Genomic DNA, 22,714 nt, shown 5'->3' with positions numbered 1-22,714 from the left:
CTTTTGAACCCGATTGTAAATTACTATTGCTGACATGACGCAGGGTTGGAATGGCGGGCAGGGCTTATTTCTGGATACGGTTGCGGAAGCAAACATGAAAAATGGTGAGAATGCGGTTTCTGGACGCCGGCGTCGACCGCTGCGTGACGTGCTGCTGGCATGCATGCTCGTCCTGCTGCTGGCGCAGGCCCTGATCGGCACGCTGAGCTTGTCGGCCCTGAATCGCTTGATCGCCGACAACACCGCGGAGCGCGTGGAACTGCTGGCGCGCGACACCTCCGCGCAGATCCAGACCGGTATCGATCTGGGCAAACCCCTGGCACAGTTCTTCGGCCTGTCGGTGCTGCTGGACGGGTTGCAGGAGCGGGCTCCCGATATGCGGGGAGCCAGTGTCGTGCTGTCCGACGGGCGGGTGCTGGCCGCGGTCGGCAAGGCCCCCGAGGCGGCGCCCTTGCTGCATGCCCTGGCGTCGGGGCGGGACGAGGGCAAGGGCGTCACCCTGAGCGCATTGGGCGCGGCGCAACAGGCCGGAGGCGGTCTGGTGACGGTGGCGGTTCCCCTGGCAGGAACCGCCACCGCTCTTGGCGGCGCGGTGATTCTGCAGGTGCAGCCGCAAGAGTTGCGAAAGAACACGCTGCTGACCGAGAACCTCGAGGTGCTGGCCCTGACCACGCTGGGCGCGGCTCTGATTCTCGCCCTGATGTTTCGCTATGCCATGCCTTTGCACGAACTGGCGGCGGCCAGCAAGACCAGGCTGTTTGTGCCCTTGCTGATCCTGCTGCTGGCGCAAGGCCTCTATGCCGCCTACACCATCCAGACGTTTCGCCATGTCTGGGTCGAGGTAACCCTGGACAACACGCGCATTGTCGGCCAGGGCCTGCAGGGCGACCTGGATCGCGTGCTGGGTTACGGCATAGCGCCGGACCACCTGCGCGGCGTCGAGCGACCCATGGCCAGGCTGGCCGCCGCCTTTCCCATGATAGGAGAGGTGCAGTTGCTGGACGCCGATGGGCGGATGCTGAACCGGGCGGACGCGCACGGCGCCTTGCCGGTTTCCATGGAGGGCGGCGCAAGCGATGGCCTGGTATTTCCGCTTAGCGCCCAGCCCGGCGGGCCGGTGCTGGCCCAACTGCGCATAGTGCTGGACGAGCGCTTGATTGCCGCCGGCGTGCGGGCGCGGATCCTGGATGCCGGCACGGTGGTCGCCGTCGCCCTGGTGGCGGCCATCGAACTGTTCCTGCTGCTCGCCCTCTTGATGGACAGGGCATTCTCGGCGCCGCTGCGGGCGGCCACGGGCGAGCCCATTGGATTGGACGACAGCTCCCAGGTGGGGCTGGTGGTGCGTCCCGTCATGTTCGGTTTCCTGTTCGCCATGGCCTTGCCCTTGAGCTTTCTTCCGCTTTATGCCCGGTCGCTCCTGCCGCCCGAGTCGCTGGAGCAGGGGGGGGCCTTCCTGATGGCGCTGCCCATCGCCGCCGAGATGGCTTGCGGCTTGGTGACGGCCTTGCTGGCCGGCCGCCTCACCGACCGGCGTGGCTGGCAGTTTCCCGTGCTCGCGGGCCTGCTGGTGTCCTGCGCCGGGAACCTGGCCTGCGCCTGGGCCGGCTCTTTGCCCGTCTTCATCGGGGCGCGAGGACTGGTCGGCCTGGGCTACGGACTGACATGGATGGGCCTGCAAGGCTTTATCGTCGTTCGCAGTCCCGCTGCGTATCGCGGACGCAACATGGCGTCCGTCATCGCCGGCCTGTTTGCCGGACATTTGTCAGGCGCGGCCGTGGGAGCGATGCTCATGCAGCAATGGGGCTCCAGCGTCGTCTTCGTCGTCGCGGCGATATTGACCGCTCTGCCCGCCGCAGGCGTATTGACCCTGATGTGGCCATACCGCCATCTCCTGAGCCAGAAGGCGGTAAGCTTTGCGGCCGGCCCGTCGCTGCGCTCATGGGCGGCGCTGCGCAAGCTGCTGGCCACGCGCGACTTCGGCATGCTTCTGGCGGGCTGCGTCGTTCCGTTTTCGATTGCGCAAGTCGGCCTGTTGACCTACGCGCTGCCCTTGTATGCGGAAGCCTATGGGGCAACCGCCGGCAGTGTCGGGCGCGTGCTCATGCTTTACGGTTTTTGCGTCATCTACGTGGGGCCCTATATGGCCCGGCTGGCTGACCAGAGCGTCCACAAGAAATACTGGATCGTGGCGGGCGGCCTGGTCGGCAGCGCCGGTTTGCTAAGCCTGTATTTTGCCAGCGGCATTGTCGCCGCCGCGCTTTCCGTCGTGCTGCTGGCGTTGGCCAGCTGCCTGGCCGGCGGCGCGCAAACCGCATACATGCTGTCCCTAGACAACGTTCAGCGTTATGGCGCGGGCGGTGCGACCAGCGTCATGCGCGCGGCGGATAAATTCGGACAGATGCTGGGGCCCTTGATGGTGGGCAGCTTGTTTGCATCCCTGGGGATCTCGGGCGGCCTGGCCGTGACGGGGGCCGTATACCTGACGGCTACGCTGGCGTTCCTGGTATTGGCGCCCAGGCTGCGCACTGCGTAGCGGCCAGGCGCGGCACGCGCGCCGTCAGTCCCGTGCATAATTGCGGCGCAATCGTTTCCGCAGATCGGGCAAGCTGCTCCGTGGGCAGGCCGGCCTCACCCCACAAGGTGACCAGCGTGCCCGGCGCGGCAAGCGGGTGACCGGTCAGGTCTATGGTCAGCGTGTCCATCGATACCCTGCCTACGATCCGGCTTTTCCGGCCATCGATCAGTACGTAGGCGTCCTCTGCGATGCGGCGCGGATATCCGTCGGCGTACCCGCAGCGTACCAGCCCGATGCGCATGTCCCGAGGAGCCAGGAAGCCTCCGCCATAGCCCAGCCGGCTGCCCGCCCGCAAGGTCTGCTGGCCATAGATGGGCGCTTGCAGCGTCATGGCCGGACGCAAGCCCAGGTCGGCGCCGTTCGTGCCCGGCAAAGGGCTGAGCCCGTACAAGGCAATTCCGCTGCGCACCCAATCGTTTTCCCCCGCATAGCCCGGCGCCGTCAGCAGGGCCGCCGAATTTTCCGTGCACAGGGCGCCGGGCAGGCCCGCAATCGCCTCCCGGAATGCTTGCCGCTCGGCGGTCAGGCTGTGCGGGTCTTCGGAGGCGGCGTAGTGGCATAGATGGCCCACGGCGGCCACGCGCCCCGCAAGACATAGTTCCTGCAGCCGCCGATACGCCCGCGGATAGTCGGTGCCGCCGAAACCGGAGTGATGCAGCTGGCCGCTGTGGCGCAACCATATGTGGGGCGGCGGGCCGGTCCGCAGCGCATGCAGCTCGGTCAGTTGCTCTTCGCTGTCGATGACCAGATGCAGTGGACAAAGAGCGGGGTTGCGCAAATCGTCGGCGCGGAACCGGGGGCTCATGACGAGTATGGGCTTGTTCCAGCCCATTTCCCGGGCCTGGAGCGCGTCGGACAGGGCGAGCACGGCCAGTCCGTCGGCCGACTCCAGTCCCGCAAGCGCATGGACCAGTGAATGGCCGTAGGCATCGGCTTTGGCGACAGCCCATATGAGGGGCGCCCGGCGGCTTTCGCCCATTGCCAGGCGCCGCAGATGCCGCAGATTGTGCGCGATGGCCGCGGTGTCGATACGCGCGAAGGCCGACACCGGAGGGTCGGCCGGGCGGCAGGCGCTGCGTGCGGCGGGTATCGCGGCGCTCAAGGCCTATGCTCCGTCGACGGCATTCGCCGCCGTCAAGCGCAGGTGGTTCTTGCCTTCGTCGCGGCGATATTCAATGCTCTGCAGGTAATGCCGCATCAGCCGTATGCCATGGCCGCCGATGCGGGCGTCGTCCAGCGTCGCTGCAAGCTCGGCTGAAGCGCGCTGTGTGGGATCGAAGGGAACGCCGTTGTCGACGATGTCGATGACAATGGACTGCTTCCCCCGCAGAAGCTCCAGCGAGATTTGCGGCTGCCCAAGGCCGTCGTCCTGCGGGCCGAAGCCATACATGACGACATTGCTCAGCGCTTCGTCCAGGCAAAGGGACAGCTGAAATGCCAGGCGCGCGGGCCAGCGCTCGGCCTCGGCGATCGATTCCAGCCAGGCAAGCGCCTGGGGGACGGCGTTGGGCCCGGGGGCCAATGACAGGGAGGCGAGCGTCTGCATAGCGTATCGGCTGATGGAGTCAGTGGTCGAAATGTAATCGAAGGAAGGAGTGCCCGCTACGGGTTCCGCTGCTGAGCCTGTCCGCAAGGCGCCTGAGCAGCGTATGCGACACGCCGGCCAGCGCCTCGTCCAGCGCCAAGTGGAAGGCATCGTCGTCGACATCCAGCAGATTGGCGGGGGAGGCGCCCGGCTTGGCCTGCAGCGTCAGCGGCAGCCCTTCATGCAGCAGCTCGAAGTCGAGATTGAACTCGTCGAAGCTGCCGCGGATTTTCACCAGGCGGCGATTGCCGCCCGCCGCCTGAAGGGCTTCGGCCGCTTCCATCGCCGCCTGGGCCGCGCGGCGCACAGCATCGCGGCGCGCGGCCCAGGCGGCGCCCTGCGCCTCGACGAATTCCACGATTTTTTGAGTCTGCGGCCCGTCGCCGTCCAGTTCGAGCGACGCACGCTGGGACGTGCCCAGCCGGAAAAGCAGGTTCAGGCCGATGGCGGTCAGGCCGGCGACGATGATGCCGTTCTTGGCCATGAACTGGACCGATTCGGGCGCCGCTTCGGCCATGCCGGGCAGGAATATGACCCCCATGCCCGCCACGAAGGACAGGCCGATCATGAAGATGCCGCGGGCGTCCATGGCGCGTGACGCGATAAGCTCGATGCCCGAGACGATCAGGTAGGCGGCGGCATACAGCTCGACGGCGCCGATGACCGGCGTGGGAATCAGCGTCAAGGCCAGCGTGACCTGGGGCAGGAAGGCAATGAAGGCCAGCAGCAGGCCGGTCAGCAACCCTATCCAGCGGGATGTCGACCGGCTGATGTGGGTCAAGGCGATGTTGGCGGACGAGATGGCGCTTGGGCATGCGCCCATCCAGGCGCCCAGCAGATTGCCCAGCCCATTGGCGCGTATGCCTCCGCCCACCATGCGCATGTCGGGCCTGCGCCAGTCGGCGTCGTTCATCTTGTGCATCAGCACGACGCAGCCGAAGGTGTCCAGTTGGGTCATCAGGGCAAGCACGGCAACGGCTGCCAGGACGCCCGGATCGATCCCGAACTTGGGTGCCGGCGGGACGGGGAAGCCGAAAACCGGTGTGGCGCCCAGGGTGTCGAAGCCATGCAGCCGGCCGAAGAAGGCCGCCAGCGCAACACCGGCGGCAAGGCCGGCCAGCAAGGCGAACAGCTTGGCGCGGTGGTTGCCCCAGATGGAGAGTGCGACGATCACCAGCAGGGTGAGTCCGCCGATCAAGACATCGATCCGGTCCACGCCGGAGGCCGCGTTCAGGCCGCTGGTATGGGTCAGCGCGGGTGGGATCAGCGACAGGCCCGCAACGCAGACCACGACGCCGGCCACCGTCGGCGGCAACACCGCCCGCAGGCGCGGAACGATGAATCCCGCGCCCAATGCGACAGTCCCGTTGACCACGCCCACCAGGACCAGCCCTCCTATGCCGTATTCAGCGGCGATCATGCCCGATATGACGACCAGCAAAGGGTCGGGCATGTGGATCAACAGCATGCCCGAGCCCAGCCGGCCGCCCCAGGATTGCAGGAAGGTGGCCAGCGCCATGCCCAGGATGGTGGCCGTGACCATGCTGCGCGTCGACTCGGCGTCCAGTCCGCCTATCCGGGCGGAGGCCAGGACGTAGGCGATGAGGGCCAGGGCGGTGGCGCAGTGCTGCAGGGCCAGCCCGCACAGCGCAAATGCCGGCGGCTTGTCATTGCATGCATAGACCAGGTCATGGGGGCGCTTGAAAGTGGGCAGGGGCGGCAGCTTCATCTTCAAAGGAGACGGCATGACGTGGGCTCGGTGGCGTTCGGGACGCGGAATGTAATGTTGTGTGCGAGATTTTTAACACATGATTACAAATATGATAGTCGCTGTGCGGGGGGCTGTGCGAACTTTTTTAACGGATTCCTCTTGGTGCTCCGGGGCACAGTCGTTACAATCGGCTTCTTTGAATCCAACGGTTGCACTATGACTCTTTCCAGTGAAAAGATAGGCGAAGTTCTGGTGGTTTCGCCGGCAGGCCAGATCAATAGCGCCAATGCCGCCGATGTCGAGTCCGGGCTTTTGGCCTGGGTGGAGCAAGGCGAGCGGCTTTGCGTGCTGGACCTGGGGCAGCTGGACTACATCTCCAGCGCGGGCTTGAGGGTGGTACTGATGCTGGCCAAGCGCCTGAAGCAGAACGAGGGCCAGCTGGTCTTGTGCGGCCTTCAGCCGCAAGTCCATGAAGTATTCGATATCAGCGGCTTTCTGTCCATCTTGACGGTGGTCGACAGCCGCCCTGCCGCATTGAGCCGGCTGGCGGCATAGAAACGTCTTGTCCGCAGCATACCCGCGCGGCTGTTTTCCGCCGGCTGGCCGGGGCGCCTCAATCGCCCTGCAGCAGCCTGCGCACAGGGGCAAGAGCCTGGCATAGCTGTTCGAACGCCTCTTCGCGCTGCATGTCCAGCGCCTGAGCCTCTTGCAGCTCGACCGGCATGAAACCAAGCGCGTCCCCAGGCATGCATTGCGCGATGGCGGGCAGGTCGACGCTGGCGATGTGGGCAATCTTCGCATAGCCCCCGGTGGTCTGGCGGTCCGCCATCAGGACTATGGGCTTGCCGTCAGGGGGCACCTGTACGCTGCCGAAGCTGGTGGCCTCCGACAGCAATTGCGCGTTGCTCTTCAATTCCAGCGTGTTTCCTTCCAGCCGATAGCCCATGCGTTCCGACTGGGGGCTTATCCGGTACTCGCTGGAAAAAAAATCATCGACCGACTTGTCCTTGAACAATGAGGTATGGGCTCCGGGCATGGCGCGCACGGCGCTGCGTGGCGCCAGTCCAAGCGGGGCGGGGAGATAGATCTTGATGTTCCACAATTCCCGTGCCAGCGCATCGAGATCCGGGCCATCCAGCGGGCTGCGCAGGCGCAGGACGTCGTTGGTCCGCAAGGCGCGCCCCTTGTAACCGCCGAAGCCGCCGCGCAAGTAGGTGCTGCGGCTGGACAACAGCACCGGAAGATCGATGCCGCCATGCCAGGCGACATAGGCCCGCAGGCCCGCCGTCCTGGCGCCGAAGGCCAGCACGTCGCCTTGGCGGATGACAAGGGGCCGGTTGTTGGGAACGGGCTTGCCGTTCACGGTCGGACCCAGGGCCGCGCCGGCGATGGCAATGCAGGCCGGCGAATCGAACCGCAGCGTCGGACCCGACAAAGTGATTTCAAGCGTGGCCTCGTCCTGGGGATTGCCCGCCAACAGGTTGGCCAGCCGGTGCGCGCGGCTGTCCATGGCGCCGCCCACCGGCACCCCCAGATGCTGGTAGCCCTTGCGGCCCAGGTCCTGGAAGCTGGACAGCAGGCCGGGCTTGAGGACGGTGATGCTCATGCCTGTTCTCGTTCCTGTTCCTGTTTCAGTGCAAGATATTCATCGGGGCTGACCGGGACGAAGCGGACGGTATCGCCCGGCGCCAGCAGCGTGGAAGGGGTCTTTGCCGGATCGAACAAGATGGACGGCGTGGCGCCGATGATGTGCCAGCCCCCCGGCGACACGTTGGGGTAAATCATGGTCTGAAGGTTGGCGATGGCCACCGAGCCGGCCGGCACGGCCGTCCGGGGCGTGGGGCGCCGGCCTATGGCCAGCCGCTTGTCGTGTACGCCGATATAGGGCGCGCCGGGCGCAAAGCCCAGCATGAAGACATAGGCGGATTGCCCGCTGTGCAGGCGGACGACATCGGCGGCGTCGAGCTTGCAGTGCGCGGCCACTTCGTCCAGGTCCGGCCCGAACTGGCCGCCGTAGCAGACGGGGATCTCGATCTGCCGCCCTGCGGCGGGCGCCTGCCGCGCATCGAGCGTGCAAGCCAACACGCTTTCGATCTCGTCCGCCAACTGTCGAAATGCGGCGCCGGAGCAGGATGGGCGCGGTTGATAATGCACGGCCACCGAATTGAATGCGGGGACGACGTCGGTAACGCCCGGGATGGCTGCCTGCCGCAAGGCGGCGGCCGCGGCCGCGCAGCGCCTTCCGACTTCCACGGCTATCCCGTCGCCGAATACCAGCAGCAGGGCGCGGTCGCCTTGAGGGACGACGGTCCAGCCCTGCGGCACTGCGTCATTCACGCGCGGCATCCGGTCTTGCGCCGTGCCTATTTGGCAAACAGCGAGTCAAGGTTCTTGAAGGATTTGAATTCCAGCGCGTTGCCCGAGGGGTCCAGAAAGAACATGGTGGCCTGCTCGCCGACTTCGCCCTTGAAGCGCACATAGGGTTCAATGACGAACCGGGTGCCGGCCTTGCGCAGCTTGTCGGCCAGCGTTTCCCATGCGCCCATTTCAAGCACCGCGCCAAAGTGGCGGACCGGCACGTTGTGCGCGTCCACGCTGCTGGTTCCGGTGCTGCCGCATTCTTCGGGCGCCAAGTGTGCAACGATCTGGTGGCCGTGGAAGTCGAAGTCTATCCATTGGTCGGACGAGCGGCCCTCCGGACAGCCCAGCAGTTCGCCGTAGAAGCGGCGTGCTTCGGCCAGGTCGCGTACCGGAAAGGCCAAGTGGAAGGGGGGTAGCGTTTTTTGTGTGGACATCGGGGGACTCCGAAAACGGTTTTGCTTTGCCTCCTGTGGCGCTGCGTGTCCCCATTTTATCGGTATTTTTCAGGATGTCCCGGACCGGCCGGCGCGGGACATTTTCCATGGTGCGGCTACTGGTCTGGCGTGCTGACGCGCGCGGGCGGGAAGATCAATGAAAAGAGGCTGCCCGCGCCGAAGCGGCTGTGTATGGTCAGTTCGGCATTGTGCCGCATGGCCACATGCTTGGTGATGGCCAGGCCCAGCCCCGTGCCGCCGGTGGCCCGCGATCGGCCCCGGTCGACGCGGTAGAAGCGTTCCGTCAGGCGGGGGAGGTCTTGCGAGGCAATGCCTATGCCGGTGTCCTGGACGGAATAGCAGGCATGGCCGCCTTCGCTTATATACCAGCTGACGGTGATCGTGCCGTCCTTGGGCGTGTAGCGGATGGCGTTGGTCAGCAGATTGGATACCGCCGAGGCCAACTCGGTTTCGATGCCGGTAATGTACAAGTCCTCGGCAATGTTCTCGACGAAGACATGCTGGTCGTTGGACAGTATGCGGCCCTGCTGCAGGGCGGTGTGGATCAGTGTGCTCATGCGCACCGGTTCGCCTTCCGCATGCGGCGACGATTCCAGCGTCGACAGGGTCAGCAGGTCGGCCACAATGGCTTGCATGCGCTGGGCCTGCTCCAGCATCAGCGTCTGGTAGCGCAGGCGCTGCTCGGCGCTCAGGGACTCTTCCGGCATGTCGCGCAGCGTTTCCAGAAAGCCCGACAACACGGTCAGCGGGGTGCGCAGCTCGTGCGACACATTGGCCACGAAGTCCTTGCGCGTCGTTTCCAGCTTTTCGACCTGGGTGACGTCGCGGGTCACGATCAGGAACTGGCCGACGCCGTAGCGCGTCAATTGCACCAGCAGGGTCTTCTCCTGCCCCGGCTTGTCCATGTGCAGCAGGATGGGGCCGGGCCAGGAGGTCTGGCGGGCATAGCGGGCGAATTCGGGCGCGCGCAGAATATTGAAGATGCTGTGCCCGCGGTCGGCTTTCAGATCCAGGCCGATGTGATCGCTGGCCGTCTGGTTGCACCACGTCAGGTGCATGGCCTCGTCCAGGGTGATGGCGCCGTCCGGCAGGGCTTCCGCCGCCAGCATGATGCCGTCGACGTGCCTGTTCAGCAGGGCCAGGTCCTGTTTGTCCTTGCGCAGCTTGCGGTAGATGGGAGCCAGTATCTCGTCCCAGGGCCCGACCGATGGGGGCGGCGGCGCGTCGATGTCCGAGACCCAGCGTCCAATGCGCGAAAGCTGCACGCCGCTGACCAGAATCATGACGACCAGGCCCAGCGAGAAGACGCCCCAGCCCGTATGGGGCCCGAGCCAGGCGCCGCAAAGCCAGCCCAGCGCTGCCCACAGGCCGATTGAAATGATGGTTTTGATCATGTTGACAACGTTTCAGGGCCGTGGGGCCGGGTAGCCTTTGCTGCTCGCTTACGCGAGCTTGGGAAGTTGATTGGTAAACCGGTATCCCGCGCCGCGCACGGTTTCAATGTGGTTTTCATGTCCGCTGGGTTCCAGGGCTTTGCGCAGCCGCCGGATATGCACGTCCACCGTGCGCTCTTCGACGAAAACATGGTCGCCCCACACTTGATCGAGCAGCTGGGCGCGCGAGAACACGCGTTCGGTATGCGTCATGAAAAAGTGTAGCAGGCGAAACTCGGTGGGGCCTATCGTGAGCGCCATGTCTGCGCCGCTTACGCGGTGGGTGGCCGGATCCAGTTTCAGCGTGCCGATCTGTATGACGTCGTCCGTCAATTGGGGAGCGCGCCTGCGCAGCACCGCCTTGATGCGGGCGATCAGTTCCTTGGGCGAGAACGGTTTGGTGATGTAGTCGTCCGCGCCGGCCTCCAGGCCTTCCACTTTGTCGTGTTCCGCGCCTTTGGCGGTCAGCATGATGACCGGGACGCCGCGGGTGCGCTCGTCGGAGCGCAGCGTCCTGGCCAGGGTGATGCCCGACGCGCCGGGCAGCATCCAATCCAGCAGGATCAGATCGGGAAGCTCGGCCCGTATCAGGGTCTGGGCTTGCTCCGCATCGAAGGCGCGCAGCACCTTGTGGCCGGCGAACGACAGGTTCACCGAAATCAATTCCTGGATGGCGGGCTCATCTTCTACAACGAGTATGGTCGTGCTCATAGCGCCTGATAATAATGTAAAGCGTTTCGTAAGGGTCGGCCTGGGTGGGTCGGGACGACTTCCGTCCGGATGGGACGGCGGCCATGCCGCGGGCCTTTCATGACCATAATATGGCTCGAATATTTCAGGTTTGTGAAAATCCGGCGCAAGAAAGGATTTTCGGCTTCGAGCCGGAAATGACGGCGGTTTGTCGGCACGAATCCTTGTCGCGAGCGCGACCTTGCGCATTCTAACGGCCCCGAATGATGTACGATTGACAAACCATGCAAAATACCCGTATTCCCCCCTCCGGCCGGCCCTCGGTCGAATCGTCGCCGGAATCCAGCACGCACTTCGGCTTCACGACGGTCAGCGAAGCTGAAAAAGCCGGCAAGGTCGCCCAGGTATTCCACTCGGTGGCCGACCGCTACGACGTCATGAACGACCTGATGTCCGTAGGCCTGCATCGCGTCTGGAAGGCATTCACCATCGGCCGGGCGAACGTCCGTCCCGGCATGAAGGTGCTGGACATTGCCGGCGGCACCGGCGATCTGGCCCGAGCCTTCGCCAGAAAGGCGGGCGCCACCGGCGAAGTCTGGCTTACCGACATCAACGATTCCATGTTGCGGGTCGGACGCGACCGCCTGACCGACAAGGGGCTGCTGGTGCCCACGGCGGTTTGCGACGCCGAAAAGCTTCCTTTTCCCGATGCCTATTTCGATCGCGTCAGCGTGGCCTTCGGCTTGCGCAACATGACGCACAAGGATCGCGCGCTGTCTGAAATGCGGCGCGTCCTGAAGCCGGGCGGCAAGCTGCTGGTGCTGGAGTTCTCGCGCATCGCCAAGCCGCTGTCGCCGGCCTACGACTGGTATTCATTCAACATCCTGCCCTGGCTGGGCAAGAAGGTGGCGGGCGACGAAGAAAGCTATCGCTACCTGGCTGAATCCATACGCATGCACCCCGACCAGGCCACCCTGGCGGACATGCTCAGCGCGGCGGGCTTGTCGCAGGTGCGCTATTTCAACCTCAGCGCCGGCCTGGTCGCGTTGCACGAGGGCGTCAATCTGGGCTGAAGGAACTTCTTTTCTTTCCGCCGGTCCTACGTTATGCTAACGTTCAGCTTCCCGTAAGATTAATCTCGCGGGTGATGCACATTATTAAAGAGAACTTATTCGGCAAGCACGCCGGCCGGCGTGCTGCCTTACAGGAGCAATACATGTCTCAACGCTTTTCACGGCTGCTTGCGGTGGCCATGCTGGTGGTCTCGGCGGGCGCCATGTTGTCGGTGTCCTTCGACGCCGAAGCCCGCCGCATGGGCGGCGGCAAAAGCTTTGGCCGCCAGTCGTCCAATGTAACGCAACAGCGCCAGGCCGTTACCCCGCCTGCCGCCAACACCACATCGCGCGCCGCCGCCCCCGCCGCTGGCGCAGCCGGCGCGGCGGCCGCAGGCACGGCAGCCAAAAGCGGCGTTTCCCGCTGGCTGGGTCCCATTGCCGGCATCGCGGCCGGCCTGGGCATCGCAGCCCTGCTTTCCAGCCTGGGCCTGTCCGGCGCATTCCTTGAAATGATGTCCAGCCTGCTGCTGATCGGCCTGCTGGTCTTTGGTGTGATGTTCATCGTGCGCAAGCTGCGCGGCGGTGCGGCGCGTCCGGCCATGCAGCAGGCGGGCGGTTCCGGCCCCATGAACCGGCAAAGCGCCGCCCAGCCGCAAAACACCTGGCGCCAGCAGTCGGGCGCCGCGGCGGCAACGGCGGCGCCGGCGGCGTCGGCCAGCACGGTGCCCGCGCCTCCCGTCGATGAAAAATGGTTCATCCCCGGCGATTTCGACACGGCGTCCTTCCTGGCCACCGCCAAGGCGCAATTCATCGAAATCCAGTCGGTATGGGATAGCGGCAACGTGGACAAGCTGCGCGAATACATGACCGACGACCTGATCGCCGAAGTCAAACCCGAAATCCTGGCCCGCAGCGGTGAAAACGTGACCGAAGTCGTGCTGCTCAACGCCGAACTCCTGGGCATTGAAGCCGTGTCGGGCGGCCATCTGGCCAGCGTCCGTTATTCGGGCATGCTGCGCGAAGCGAAGGATGCCGAGGCTTTCCGTTTCGAAGAGGTCTGGAACCTGTACAAGGCCGACAACGCCGGCTGGCTGCTGGCGGGCATACAGCAGATTCCGGTCGAATACGCCAGCTGATCGGCTGGCGGGGGTTGTGCGCGCGTAAAACCGTTAAACTTGAGCTCTTGCTATACAGGCTCTAAATATACGGCTTAGCCGCGCACGCCCGACCATGTTTTCATTGCCCCCCTTTTTTGCCCCTTCCGCGATACATGCCCGTGTCCTGAACAAGCTGCTGCAGCGGGAAGACTGGGCGCGCGACCGTCTGAGCCGGCACGCGGGGAAAACCGTCAGGTTCGCGATCGGCGGCTTCAAGACAGGCTTTGCCTTGCAGGCCAGCGGCTTCGTCCAGGCCTGCGATCCGGCCGTGATTCCCGATGTAACCCTGACCATTCCCGCAGACAAGCTGTCCGGCTTGCCCTCGCTGCTGCGTTCGCGCAGTCCCGACGCGCTGGCTGAAATCATGCACATCGAAGGCGATGCCGGCCTGGCCCGGGTGGTGTCCGACCTGGCGCGCGACCTGCGCTGGGATGTCGAGGACGACTTGTCCAGGCTGGTCGGGGACATGGCCGCCTTGCGCCTGTTGCGGGCTGGCAAAGCCGCGGCGCAGGGCCTTCAGCAGACGGCGGGCCGGCTGGCCGGCAATGTGGGCGAGTTCCTGTCCGAAGAAAGCGGCCTGATGGCCACCCGCCCCGCTTTCGACGACTGGGCGGTCGGCCTGCGTGCCATGCGCGAACGGCTCGACGGCCTGGAGGCCCGCGTGGCGGCGCTCGGAACGCGCGGCTCCCTGGGTAAAGGCTGATTCCATGCTCACGCTTCTTCGCCTGCTGCATATCATTTTCATCGCCCTGCGTTACCGGCTGGACGAGCTGGTGCTGTCGAGCATCAAGCACCCCGTCGCCCATGGCCTTTTGCGCGTCGTCCGTTTCGGGCGCCCGCCCAAGGCGCCGCGCGGTTTGCGGCTGCGGCTGGCGCTGGAATCGCTGGGGCCCATTTTCGTCAAGTTCGGCCAGGTGCTTTCCACGCGCCGCGACCTGATTCCTCTGGATGTGGCGCTGGAGCTGGCCCTGCTGCAGGACCGGGTTCCTCCGTTTCCGTCCGATCAGGCGGCGGCAAGCATCGAAGCCGCACTGGGCGCTTCGCCGCATACGCTCTTCAAGCATTTCGAGACCGATCCGGTCGCCTCCGCATCGATTGCCCAGGTGCATTTTGCCGTGCTGCACGACGGGCGCGAGGTGGCCGTCAAGGTGCTGCGCCCGGGCATGCGCGAGATCATCGAGAAAGACCTGACCCTGCTTGGCGTGCTGGCAAGGCTGGTCGAACGCCTGGCGGCCGACGGGCGCCGCCTGAAGCCGCGCCAGGTGGTGGCCGAATTCGACAATTACCTGCACGACGAGCTCGATCTGATCCGCGAGGCATCCAACTGCAGCCAGCTCCGCCGCAATTTCTCCGCCGAGCGCGGCCGCGAGCACCTGCTGATGGTGCCGGAAGTCGTATGGGAATATTGCGCGACCACGGTGTTCACCATGGAGCGCATGCGCGGCATCCCGGTCAGCCAGATCGAACGCCTGAAGGCAGCCGGCATCGATACCCGGGAACTGGGCCGCATGGGGGTCGAGATCTTCTTCACCCAGGTCTTCACCGACGGTTTTTTCCATGCCGACATGCATCCGGGCAATATCTACGTGTCCGACCAGCCGGAAACGCTGGGGCGCTACATTGCGCTGGATTTCGGCATCGTGGGCTCCTTGTCCGAATTCGACAAGAATTATCTGGCCCAGAATTTCCTGGCCTTCTTCCGGCGCGACTACCATCGCGTGGCGCAGCTGCATATCGAATCGGGATGGGTGCCTGCCACCACGCGCGAAGAAGAGCTCGAAGGCGCGGTGCGCGCCGTGTGCGAACCCTATTTCGACCGGCCCCTGTCCGAGATATCGCTGGGCCAGGTGCTGTTGCGCCTGTTCCAGACCTCGCGCCGCTTCAATGTGGAAATCCAGCCTCAGCTGGTCCTGCTTCAGAAGACACTGCTGAATGTCGAAGGCATGGGGCGCGAGCTGGATCCAGGCCTGGACTTATGGAAAACGGCCAAGCCCTATCTGGAGAAATGGATGCACGAGCGCGTCGGGCTGGCGGGCCTGCGCAAGCAGCTGGACAAGGAAGCCAGCCAATGGTCGCAGATACTGCCCCAGATCCCGCGGCTGGTCTATGCCAACCTCAGCCGGCAGGACACCGGCCCTGGGTTAAACTTGGAGCTGGAACGCATGCGGCGCGCGCAAGAGCAGACAAACAGGCTGCTGATCGCTCTGCTGGCCGTCATTGCGGTGGGCCTGGGCGTGGCGGTGTGGGCGCTGACACGCCAATAGGCCATGTCCAATCTCCAAACCCGTCTGGCGCACGATAAGCGCCCAAATTTCCGGCCTGACATGTTTTTGTTAAATGGCCCCTTTATAGTGCAAGGCCGATAGCAAGCCCAAGCCCCGCCCGGTGTACCGGATATACATTAAGAGAGATCCCCATGCTTTACCCTGAATTGTTCAAATCCATGGAAGCGGTGCGCTGGAATATGGCCACCGATATTCCCTGGGACGACTTCGACCCCAGCAAGCTGAGCGACGATCAGGCCTATACGATCAAGATGAACGCCATTACCGAATGGGCCGCCCTGCCGGCCACGGAAATGTTCTTGCGCGACAACCGCGACGACAGCGATTTCAGCGCGTTCATGTCGGTGTGGTTCTTCGAGGAACAGAAGCACTCGCTGGCGCTTATCGAATACCTGCGCCGCTTCCGCCCCGAACTGGTGCCCACCGAAGAAGAACTGCACAAAGTGCGCTTCGAGTTCGACCCGGCGCCGGCGCTGGAAACACTGATGCTGCATTTTTGCGGCGAAGTCCGGCTCAATCACTGGTACAGGCGCGCTTCCGACTGGCATACCGAGCCCGTCATCAAGGCCATCTATAAAATCATCGCGCAGGACGAGGCCCGCCATGCCGGCGCCTACCTGCGCTACATGAAGCGCGCCCTGGTGCATCAGGGCCGTGAATTCGGCCATAGCGCGCGCATCGCATTCTCGAAGATAGGCGTGCTCATGGCGTCGGCGCATCGCACGCCGCAGGCCCTGCACCCCACCAACCTGCACGTGAACAAAGACATGTACCCTCAGGATACGGTGCAGTCCAAGCTGCCCTCGCCGGGCTGGCTGGAAAACTGGCTCGACAACCAGATCTGCTTCGACAAGGACTGGGAAGGCAAGGTCAGCTCGCGCATCCTGCACAATATGTCGCTGCTCATGGACAGCACCTTCAATACCGTGCAAGACCTGAACCGCTACCGCAAAGACCTGCTGAAAGGGCTGTCGCCGGCATAATGGAGCCCATTTCCAAGATGGACACCGACAAGCCGGCAAGCAAGCCCGCACGCTTCGAATCCAAGGTGCTGACGCGGGACGATTGCGTGGCGGCGATCCGGGCGGGCGTGTTGCCGCGTCCGCTCATCTTCACCAACGGCGTGTTCGACATCCTGCATCGGGGCCACGTCACCTACCTGGACCGGGCCGCCCAACTGGGCGCCAGCCTGATCGTGGCGCTGAACACCGACGAATCCGTCCGCCGCCTGGGCAAGGGTGAGGATCGTCCCTTGAATTGCCTGGCGGACCGCGCCGCATTGATCGCGGCCCTGTCCTGCGTCGGCATGGTGACCAGCTTCGAAGAAGACACCCCGCAGGCGCTCATCGAGCAACTGCGCCCCGACGTCATCGTCAAGGGCGGCGACTACGACATGGAAACCCTGCCCGAGACCGCCAGCGTAAAAAGCTGGGGCGGCAGGGCGGTGGCGATACCTTTTGAGTTCCAGCGATCCACGACGTCCCTGATCGGCAAGATCCGGCGTTGATCCGCTGTTTGCGGCAGGCGCGAAAATTCAGCGCGCGCTGCCGTTCAGCAATTGATTGATGGCGACGATGTCCTGATCGTTCAGGATGCCGCTGCTGGCCTTCAGCCTGAGGCTGTTCATCAGCGTGTCGTAGCGCGCGCGTGACAGGCTGCGCTGCGTTTCGTACAGCTGCTGCTGGGCATTGAGCACGTCGATGTTGATGCGCACGCCCACTTCGTAGCCTGTCTGATTGGCCTGCAGAGATGCCTGGCTGGATTTCTCGGCTGCTTGCAGTGCCTTGATCTGGGCCAGGCCCGAGGTCACGCCCGAAAAATACTGCTGCGTCGATTGCACCGCCTGTCTCTTGGCGTTTTCAAGCTCGTAGCGCGCCTGTTGCAGCCGCGATGTATGTTCGCGGACGACAGAGGAGATTTCCCCACCGGTGAAAATGGGGATGGAAAGCTGCACGCCTATCGTGCTGTCCAGCGAACGCGGCCCGCCGTTGGGATAGTACAGGCCGCGGTCCGAGGCGCTGCCGGTCTGGGCCTGCAGGTGCAGGGTGGGGTAGTGCTGGCTTTTCGCAATGTCGATCTGCTTTTCGACAATCTTGGTGGCCAGTTCGGCCTGGGCGACAGCCAGGCTGGAACTGGATGACTGAAAAGTCCAGTCTTCCAGGCGGTTCGGCTGCGGCGCCGGCAGCACGGTGCCGGGAGCCAGCTCCGCAAGCTCTTGCGGCCGCTCGTTGATGATCTTGGCCAACTGATCCTGGCTGACCTGCAGCACGTTGACCGCCTGCAGTTCGCTGGCGTTCAGCAGATCCAGCCGCGCCTGCGCTTCATAGGTGTCGGTGATGGTGGTGCTGCCCAGATCAAAGCCTTGCTTGGCGGCGCGCAATTGTGTTTCGACCGCCGATTTCTGGGCCCGCAGGGCGCGCAAGGTGTCCTGCGCCGCCAGGACATCGAAATACGCCTGCGAAACGCGTAGCATCAATTCCTGATAGGCCCGGGCCTGGATGACATCGGCCGACTTGGCGATGAATTCGGCGCGCTTCAGGCCGCCCCAGGCGCCAACGTCGAACAAAGGCTGCACCAGCGTCAGCGCCCACAGTCCGCGGCGCTGCCTGGAGCTTTCGTTCAGGCCTTGCAGGCGCCGGGCGTCGTCCACTTCGGCGACGGCGTTGGCCGTGATGTAGGGCAGCAGTTGGGCCCTGGCCTGGGGGATGATTTCCTGGTCGGCGTCGCGGCCGGCACGGCTGGCCGCATAGATGGGGTCGCGCTGCAGCGCCATCTGCCAGATTTGAAGCAGATCCTGGGCGTAGACCGGCGCCGCGCCGATTGCCAGAAGCAGCGCGAATCCAAGTTGTTTTGCGCGCCGGCGGGCTTTAGGCATCTAGAATTTGAATTGGGGAACCGTCGCGCCGCGCAGCGGCTTGATGACCGTGTCGAACAGGGCGACGGTGTCGAAGCTTGCCGCGCTGTTGCGCGTAATGCGGCATGCCGTCATGACCGGGTTCTGGCCTACGACCACGACCAGGCGCCCGCCGATGCGCAATTGGTACTTCAGGGCGTCGGGCACGACGGGCACCGAGCCGGTCAGCAGGATGGCGTCGTATTCGGTCGTGCCCCAGCCCGCATGCGCGTCGCCGGTTTCGACCTTGACGTTGCCGACCTGATTGCGTTGCAGGTTCTGCAGCGCGAAGGCGGCCAGCCGGCTATCGACTTCGATGCTGGTCACCTGCTGCGCCAGTTTGGCCAGCAGGGCGGCCTGATAGCCCGAGCCGGTGCCGATTTCCAGCACGCAGTCGGTGGGCTTGAGCTGCAGTTCCTGCGCAAGGCGGGCTTCCACCTTGGGCGTAAGCATGCTTTCGCGCGTATCGACCGAATTGATCACCAGCGGCAGTTCGACATCGGAGAAGGCCATTCCCTGCATGGGCGCCGGCACATAGCGTTCGCGTTGCACCTCGAAGAGCGCCTGCAGGACCCGTGCGTCAAGGACTTCCCAGGGCCGGATCTGCTGCTCGACCATATTGAACCGGGCTCGTTCGATTTCAGACAGCGCAGTAACGTTCATAGCTTCTACAAAGAAAAACAAAGGTAATGAATGGTAGCGTATAGGCCAGCATGCCGCCCTGCGGGCAGAATGCGCCAAGTTTTCCTACTATAGCTTATTTGCCCTGGCTTGGCGCGGGCCACCATCCATGAAAATGCTGCACCGGACCGTGGCCCTTGCCGACCGTCAATTCGCCCGAGCGCGCAATGGCCTGGACCAGGTAGGCCTTGGCCTGGCGGGCGGCTTCCGGAACGTCGTTCACTCGCGGCAGCAGGGCGGCCAGCGCGGCTGAAAGCGTGCAGCCCGTGCCGTGCGTATTGCGGGTCTCGATGCGCCGTCCGGGAAGCTCGATCAGGCGGTCGCCGTCGTGCAGGACGTCGATGGTGTCGTTGCCTGGAAGGTGGCCGCCCTTCAGGAAGATCCAGCGTTCGCCGGAATCGTTCAGCAGCCTGCGCAGCTTTTCGGCTACCCGGCGCATTTCCTTCAGCGAGTCGACCGGCGACGATCCCAGCAGCACGCCGGCTTCGGGCAGATTGGGCGTGAGCAGGGTGGCCAGGGGCAGCAGGCTTTCGCGCAGCTCGTCCACGGCGGAGCGCTCCAGAAGGTGATCGCCGCTCTTGGCCACCATGACCGGATCCAGCACCAGGTGCGCGGGCTTCCAGTGCGCCAGGCGGTCGGCCACCACGCGCGTGACCGCCCGCTGACCCAGCATGCCTATCTTGACGGCGTCGATGCGCACGTCGGCAAACAGGGTGTCGATCTGCTCGGCGACGAAGGCGGGGGGAACGGGCGATATGCCCGTGACCGCCTGCGTATTCTGTGCGGTAAGGGCGGCGATGACCGCGGTTCCGTAGGCGCCCAGGGCGCTCATGGTCTTGATGTCGGCCAGTATGCCGGCGCCGCCGGAAGGGTCGACGCCGGCGATGGTAAGCGTATTGGGGATCATGTGCTGCACTTGCCTGCCTAGGAGCGGGGTTGAATCAGGCCTTCCGTGGGGGAACTGGGATCGGCGCTGTAGAACTTGCGGGGCACACGCCCCGCCAGGAAGGCTTCGCGCCCGGCCTGCACCGCCTTGTTCATGGCGCTGGCCATGAGCACGGGATTGCGGGCGCCCGAGATGGCGGTGTTCATCAGGATGGCATCGCAGCCCAGCTCCATGGCCACGGCGGCGTCGGACGCCGTGCCCACGCCGGCGTCCACCAGGACGGGAACCTGCGCCTGGTCGATGATCAGGCGCAGGTTCCAGGGGTTCAGTATGCCCATGCCCGAGCCGATGAGCGAGGCCAGCGGCATGACCGCAATGCAGCCTATGTCTTCCAGCATGCGGCACTGTATGGGGTCGTCGGTGCAATAGACCATGACCTTGAAGCCTTCCTTGACCAGCGTCCTGGCGGCGACCAGCGTTTCCGGCATGTTGGGGAAAAGGTTGTCTTTATCGCCCAGCACTTCAAGCTTGACCAGATCGTGGCCGTCCAGCAGTTCGCGCGCCAGGCGCAGGGTGCGCACGGCATCGTCGGCGGTATAGCATCCGGCGGTATTGGGCAGGATGGTGAATTTCGAGGGAGGCAGGAAGTCCAGCAGATTGGGTTCGCCCGCGTTCTGCCCGATATTGGTTCGGCGTATGGCGACGGTGACGATCTCGGCTCCGCTGGCGTCTATGGCCTGGCGGGTTTCGTCGAAGTCCTTGTATTTGCCGGTGCCGACCAGCAGACGTGATGTATAGCTGCGGCCGGCAAGGGTGAAAGTATCTGCGTGATTCATGATTGTGCGGCGTATGGTTAAAGCGTGGCGTCAACGCGGCGACGAATTTCGGCGTTGATTGACCGTGCCGGCCGCTGTCGATGGCGTTGCGGCCAGCCGGACAATGTAAAAGAATAATCCATTTGGCCGCGGGCCGCTTTACAGAATGACGCCCCCCGCCGCATCGATGTTCTGATCGGATTCCGAAGGCTTGGCCTTGCGGGCGGGCGCTTTTTTCTTGGCCGGCGCCGCTGCGGGCGCTTTCATTCGGGCGATGGCGCCTTTTTCGACCGCGTCGGCGCTGCCCTTGACTATTTCGCCGTAGGCCAGCTTGGGCTTGACGTCCACGATGCGGATGGTGGCGATGTTTTCCTCGGTGGCGCCCAGGGTTTCGCCGGTATCCGGATCGACCAGTTCTTCGCCCACCGAATAGATGTCGTAGGTTTGTCCGGCGGCCGCGATGCCGGCGCCGCGATTGATGATGACTTTGCCGTTATGCACGCCGACGACCTTGGGCGGGTTGATGATTTCGCCGACGTCGCCCACGACCTTGTCCAGGAACGTGTCCATGGCGGCGTTGACCTGGCTGCCGCCCGAGCGGAAGGACATCGAATCGGACCATTTCACGGCCCGGGTGGCGGACTCGACCAGTGAATAGCGCATGGAGGCGCTGGTGGAGTGCGAGACTTCACGGCTGTATTCGCCGGTCATGTCCACATGCGTTTCCTTTACCTTGGTGGCCACGCCGGCCTGCGTCAGGTTCAGCACCAGCAGGTAGTCGGCGCCCAGCGCCTGGCCCAGGCGCGCGCGCTGCTCGTCGGACACCTTGTCGCTGTCCAGGAAGGCCAGCTCTTTCTCGATTTCGGCTTCGTTGCCACGGTCCAGCACCGTGAAGCGTCCGCTTCTTACCAGCTTGTCGGTAACGGCCTGGCGCAACTGAGCGGCGGTCTTGCTGTTGCGCAGCCGACCGGTGGCGACCACGCTGATGCTGTCGCGCTCCAGCTTCGCCGCCTTGCTCTTGTACTCGAACTTCTCTATGGCGACTTCAAGCTCGGCCTGGCAGCCTTTGTCGGTGCATTCCTGCGAGAGCACCTTGTAGCTTTTGACCTTGCCCTGGCTGCGCACCTCGTTGCTGCTGCCCACGCCGATCTCCAGCGCGGTCTTGCCCGATGTGGCCGTGGTGTTGTCGAAGGCGCTTTTGGCCGTATCGGTGTTATCGGTCACCGTGTCGTGAAAGATGCCGCCTTCCCTGGTTTCCTTTTTCAGCGAGGTATCCGCCGAGCCCTGTGTGCGGGTTTCCTTGGCGTCCTTGACCTGCACATAGGCCTTGGGGCTGGCCGAGCGCGTGGCCACGCTGGCGCCGTTGACCTGCTTGACAGCGTCGCCCAGCGCCGATTCCACGGCCTGTTCGTAGGTGTCGCCATATCCCTTGGCCTGGACGACGACTATTTCGGCATTCGCCTGCAGCGGCCACAGCATGGCCAGTGCCAGGAAGGCAAGTGTCTTCATTACCAGGTCACCGTCCGGTTGTCGCCGCGCTTGACGATGGGGTATTCGCCTTCCCAGTAGGCCAGGCCATCGTCCAGATTGGTCATGGTCAGCTGGAAGTAGTAATCGACCTGCTGGGTGCGGCTGTTCACGCGGTTCACGCGCTGGATGATCTTCCCGGACAGCGAATAGTCGGGCGCGATCACGCGGCCGTCCTTTTTCACGGTTTTCTGGTTGACCATCTTCGAATTGCGCAGTTGGCGCGATTTGCGCGTCATGTCGTCTTCGGCGCCGTTTATGCCTATGGCCGTGGTCACGATGAAGCGGCCCGAGTTCAGCAGGCTGATGCGGATTTTCTTGGTGAGCTGGTCGGTGTCGATGCGCTGCGTGGTGTCGTTGACGATATTGGACACGGCCATGACGTAGCGCCCACCCTGCGATGCCTTGGGGTGGACCATCAGGGGCGATGCCAGCATCTGGTTGACCATTTCACTGGCGGCGCTTTCGAAGTCTTTGTAGTCCAGGCCCATGACGGCGACCGTGTCGTTCTTCTGGTCGACATAATGGGTGGTGGTGGCGCAGCCGGTAAGCGCCAGGGTCACGGCCAGACTGGAGAGCAGGAGCTTGGTATTCACGATGGTTCT

General features: G+C 64.2%; 22 protein-coding genes. 8 read left to right on the top strand and 14 right to left on the bottom strand.

Annotated elements, in window-relative coordinates; all coding sequences use genetic code 11:
• Nucleotides 1-94: 94 nt before the first annotated feature.
• Nucleotides 95-2,533, top strand: a complete 2,439-nt coding sequence (locus tag OEG81_RS16175) for an MFS transporter (protein WP_264130305.1) — start codon at nucleotides 95-97, stop codon at nucleotides 2,531-2,533.
• Here the strand turns inward: OEG81_RS16175 and alr are convergent.
• From alr to OEG81_RS16160, 3 genes are read right to left on the bottom strand one after another with little or no spacing between them, the layout of a single operon-like run.
• Nucleotides 2,487-3,677, bottom strand: coding sequence for an alanine racemase (gene alr / locus OEG81_RS16170; protein WP_264130304.1), 1,191 nt, complete (start codon nucleotides 3,675-3,677; stop codon nucleotides 2,487-2,489). The two genes, OEG81_RS16175 and alr, sit on opposite strands and share 47 nt — an antisense overlap.
• Before the next feature lie 3 nt (nucleotides 3,678-3,680).
• Nucleotides 3,681-4,121 carry an ATP-binding protein gene (locus OEG81_RS16165; RefSeq protein WP_264130303.1) on the bottom strand — a complete coding sequence of 147 codons (441 nt, stop codon included), beginning with the start codon at nucleotides 4,119-4,121 and terminating at the stop codon, nucleotides 3,681-3,683.
• 19 nt (nucleotides 4,122-4,140) lie between these two features.
• The gene (locus OEG81_RS16160) at nucleotides 4,141-5,907 is read right to left on the bottom strand and encodes a solute carrier family 23 protein (RefSeq protein ID WP_264130302.1); all 1,767 of its coding nucleotides are present in this window, start codon (nucleotides 5,905-5,907) and stop codon (nucleotides 4,141-4,143) included.
• Between the two features lie 180 nt (nucleotides 5,908-6,087).
• On the opposite strand from OEG81_RS16160, the gene OEG81_RS16155 reads away from it, so the two are divergent.
• Nucleotides 6,088-6,426, top strand: coding sequence for an STAS domain-containing protein (locus OEG81_RS16155; RefSeq protein ID WP_264130301.1), 339 nt, complete (start codon nucleotides 6,088-6,090; stop codon nucleotides 6,424-6,426).
• A 58-nt stretch (nucleotides 6,427-6,484) separates the two neighbouring features.
• Here OEG81_RS16155 and OEG81_RS16150 read toward each other — a convergent pair whose 3' ends face one another.
• The 5 genes from OEG81_RS16150 to phoB all read right to left on the bottom strand — a co-directional run bounded on the left by OEG81_RS16150 (nucleotide 6,485) and on the right by phoB (nucleotide 10,831).
• A complete protein-coding gene (locus OEG81_RS16150) occupies nucleotides 6,485-7,477 on the bottom strand; it encodes a biotin-dependent carboxyltransferase family protein (RefSeq protein ID WP_264130300.1) in 993 nt (330 codons plus the stop codon).
• On the bottom strand, nucleotides 7,474-8,217 hold the full coding sequence (gene pxpB / locus OEG81_RS16145) for a 5-oxoprolinase subunit PxpB (RefSeq protein ID WP_412034079.1): 744 nt from the start codon (nucleotides 8,215-8,217) through the stop codon (nucleotides 7,474-7,476). The genes OEG81_RS16150 and pxpB overlap by 4 nt, the downstream gene beginning before the upstream one ends.
• 17 nt (nucleotides 8,218-8,234) lie before the next feature.
• Complete coding sequence (locus OEG81_RS16140) at nucleotides 8,235-8,666, bottom strand: VOC family protein (protein ID WP_264130298.1); 432 nt, start codon at nucleotides 8,664-8,666, stop codon at nucleotides 8,235-8,237.
• 116 nt (nucleotides 8,667-8,782) lie between these two features.
• The gene (phoR, locus tag OEG81_RS16135; RefSeq protein WP_264130297.1) at nucleotides 8,783-10,081 is read right to left on the bottom strand and encodes a phosphate regulon sensor histidine kinase PhoR; all 1,299 of its coding nucleotides are present in this window, start codon (nucleotides 10,079-10,081) and stop codon (nucleotides 8,783-8,785) included.
• 48 nt (nucleotides 10,082-10,129) lie between these two features.
• The gene (phoB, locus tag OEG81_RS16130) at nucleotides 10,130-10,831 is read right to left on the bottom strand and encodes a phosphate regulon transcriptional regulator PhoB (protein WP_264130296.1); all 702 of its coding nucleotides are present in this window, start codon (nucleotides 10,829-10,831) and stop codon (nucleotides 10,130-10,132) included.
• Nucleotides 10,832-11,094: 263 nt separating this feature from the next.
• Here phoB and ubiE point away from each other — a divergent pair, with 263 nt between their 5' ends.
• From ubiE to OEG81_RS16100, 6 genes are all read left to right on the top strand, one after another.
• A complete protein-coding gene (gene ubiE / locus OEG81_RS16125; protein ID WP_264130295.1) occupies nucleotides 11,095-11,883 on the top strand; it encodes a bifunctional demethylmenaquinone methyltransferase/2-methoxy-6-polyprenyl-1,4-benzoquinol methylase UbiE in 789 nt (262 codons plus the stop codon).
• A 143-nt stretch (nucleotides 11,884-12,026) separates the two neighbouring features.
• Nucleotides 12,027-13,001, top strand: a complete 975-nt coding sequence (locus tag OEG81_RS16120; RefSeq protein ID WP_264130294.1) for a Tim44 domain-containing protein — start codon at nucleotides 12,027-12,029, stop codon at nucleotides 12,999-13,001.
• A gap of 94 nt (nucleotides 13,002-13,095) precedes the next feature.
• Entirely contained in the window at nucleotides 13,096-13,725 is a 630-nt protein-coding gene (locus OEG81_RS16115; protein ID WP_264130293.1) for an SCP2 domain-containing protein, read from the top strand.
• Nucleotides 13,726-13,729: 4 nt separating this feature from the next.
• A complete protein-coding gene (gene ubiB, locus OEG81_RS16110) occupies nucleotides 13,730-15,286 on the top strand; it encodes a ubiquinone biosynthesis regulatory protein kinase UbiB (protein WP_264130292.1) in 1,557 nt (518 codons plus the stop codon).
• Nucleotides 15,287-15,438: 152 nt separating this feature from the next.
• Entirely contained in the window at nucleotides 15,439-16,290 is an 852-nt protein-coding gene (locus OEG81_RS16105; RefSeq protein ID WP_264130291.1) for a ferritin-like domain-containing protein, read from the top strand.
• Nucleotides 16,290-16,814, top strand: coding sequence for an adenylyltransferase/cytidyltransferase family protein (locus tag OEG81_RS16100; RefSeq protein ID WP_264130290.1), 525 nt, complete (start codon nucleotides 16,290-16,292; stop codon nucleotides 16,812-16,814). The genes OEG81_RS16105 and OEG81_RS16100 overlap by 1 nt, the downstream gene beginning before the upstream one ends.
• Before the next feature lie 27 nt (nucleotides 16,815-16,841).
• Here the strand turns inward: OEG81_RS16100 and OEG81_RS16095 are convergent, their stop codons facing one another.
• From OEG81_RS16095 to lpoB, 6 genes are all read right to left on the bottom strand, one after another.
• Nucleotides 16,842-18,182 carry a TolC family outer membrane protein gene (locus OEG81_RS16095; protein ID WP_264130289.1) on the bottom strand — a complete coding sequence of 447 codons (1,341 nt, stop codon included), beginning with the start codon at nucleotides 18,180-18,182 and terminating at the stop codon, nucleotides 16,842-16,844.
• Nucleotides 18,183-18,863 (bottom strand): protein-L-isoaspartate O-methyltransferase family protein, encoded by a 681-nt coding sequence (locus OEG81_RS16090; protein WP_264130288.1) that lies wholly within the window; start codon nucleotides 18,861-18,863, stop codon nucleotides 18,183-18,185.
• A gap of 94 nt (nucleotides 18,864-18,957) precedes the next feature.
• A complete protein-coding gene (thiD, locus tag OEG81_RS16085) occupies nucleotides 18,958-19,788 on the bottom strand; it encodes a bifunctional hydroxymethylpyrimidine kinase/phosphomethylpyrimidine kinase (protein WP_264130287.1) in 831 nt (276 codons plus the stop codon).
• A 17-nt stretch (nucleotides 19,789-19,805) separates the two neighbouring features.
• On the bottom strand, nucleotides 19,806-20,603 hold the full coding sequence (locus OEG81_RS16080; RefSeq protein WP_264130286.1) for a thiazole synthase: 798 nt from the start codon (nucleotides 20,601-20,603) through the stop codon (nucleotides 19,806-19,808).
• 138 nt (nucleotides 20,604-20,741) lie between these two features.
• Complete coding sequence (locus OEG81_RS16075) at nucleotides 20,742-22,091, bottom strand: penicillin-binding protein activator LpoB (protein ID WP_264130285.1); 1,350 nt, start codon at nucleotides 22,089-22,091, stop codon at nucleotides 20,742-20,744.
• Complete coding sequence (lpoB, locus tag OEG81_RS16070; RefSeq protein ID WP_264130284.1) at nucleotides 22,091-22,705, bottom strand: penicillin-binding protein activator LpoB; 615 nt, start codon at nucleotides 22,703-22,705, stop codon at nucleotides 22,091-22,093. The genes OEG81_RS16075 and lpoB overlap by 1 nt, the downstream gene beginning before the upstream one ends.
• Nucleotides 22,706-22,714 lie beyond the last annotated feature (9 nt).

Origin of the sequence: Pollutimonas sp. M17, assembly GCF_025836975.1 — a bacterium.
Taxonomy (GTDB): domain Bacteria; phylum Pseudomonadota; class Gammaproteobacteria; order Burkholderiales; family Burkholderiaceae_B.
This window is presented reverse-complemented; position numbering and strand designations above follow the sequence as displayed.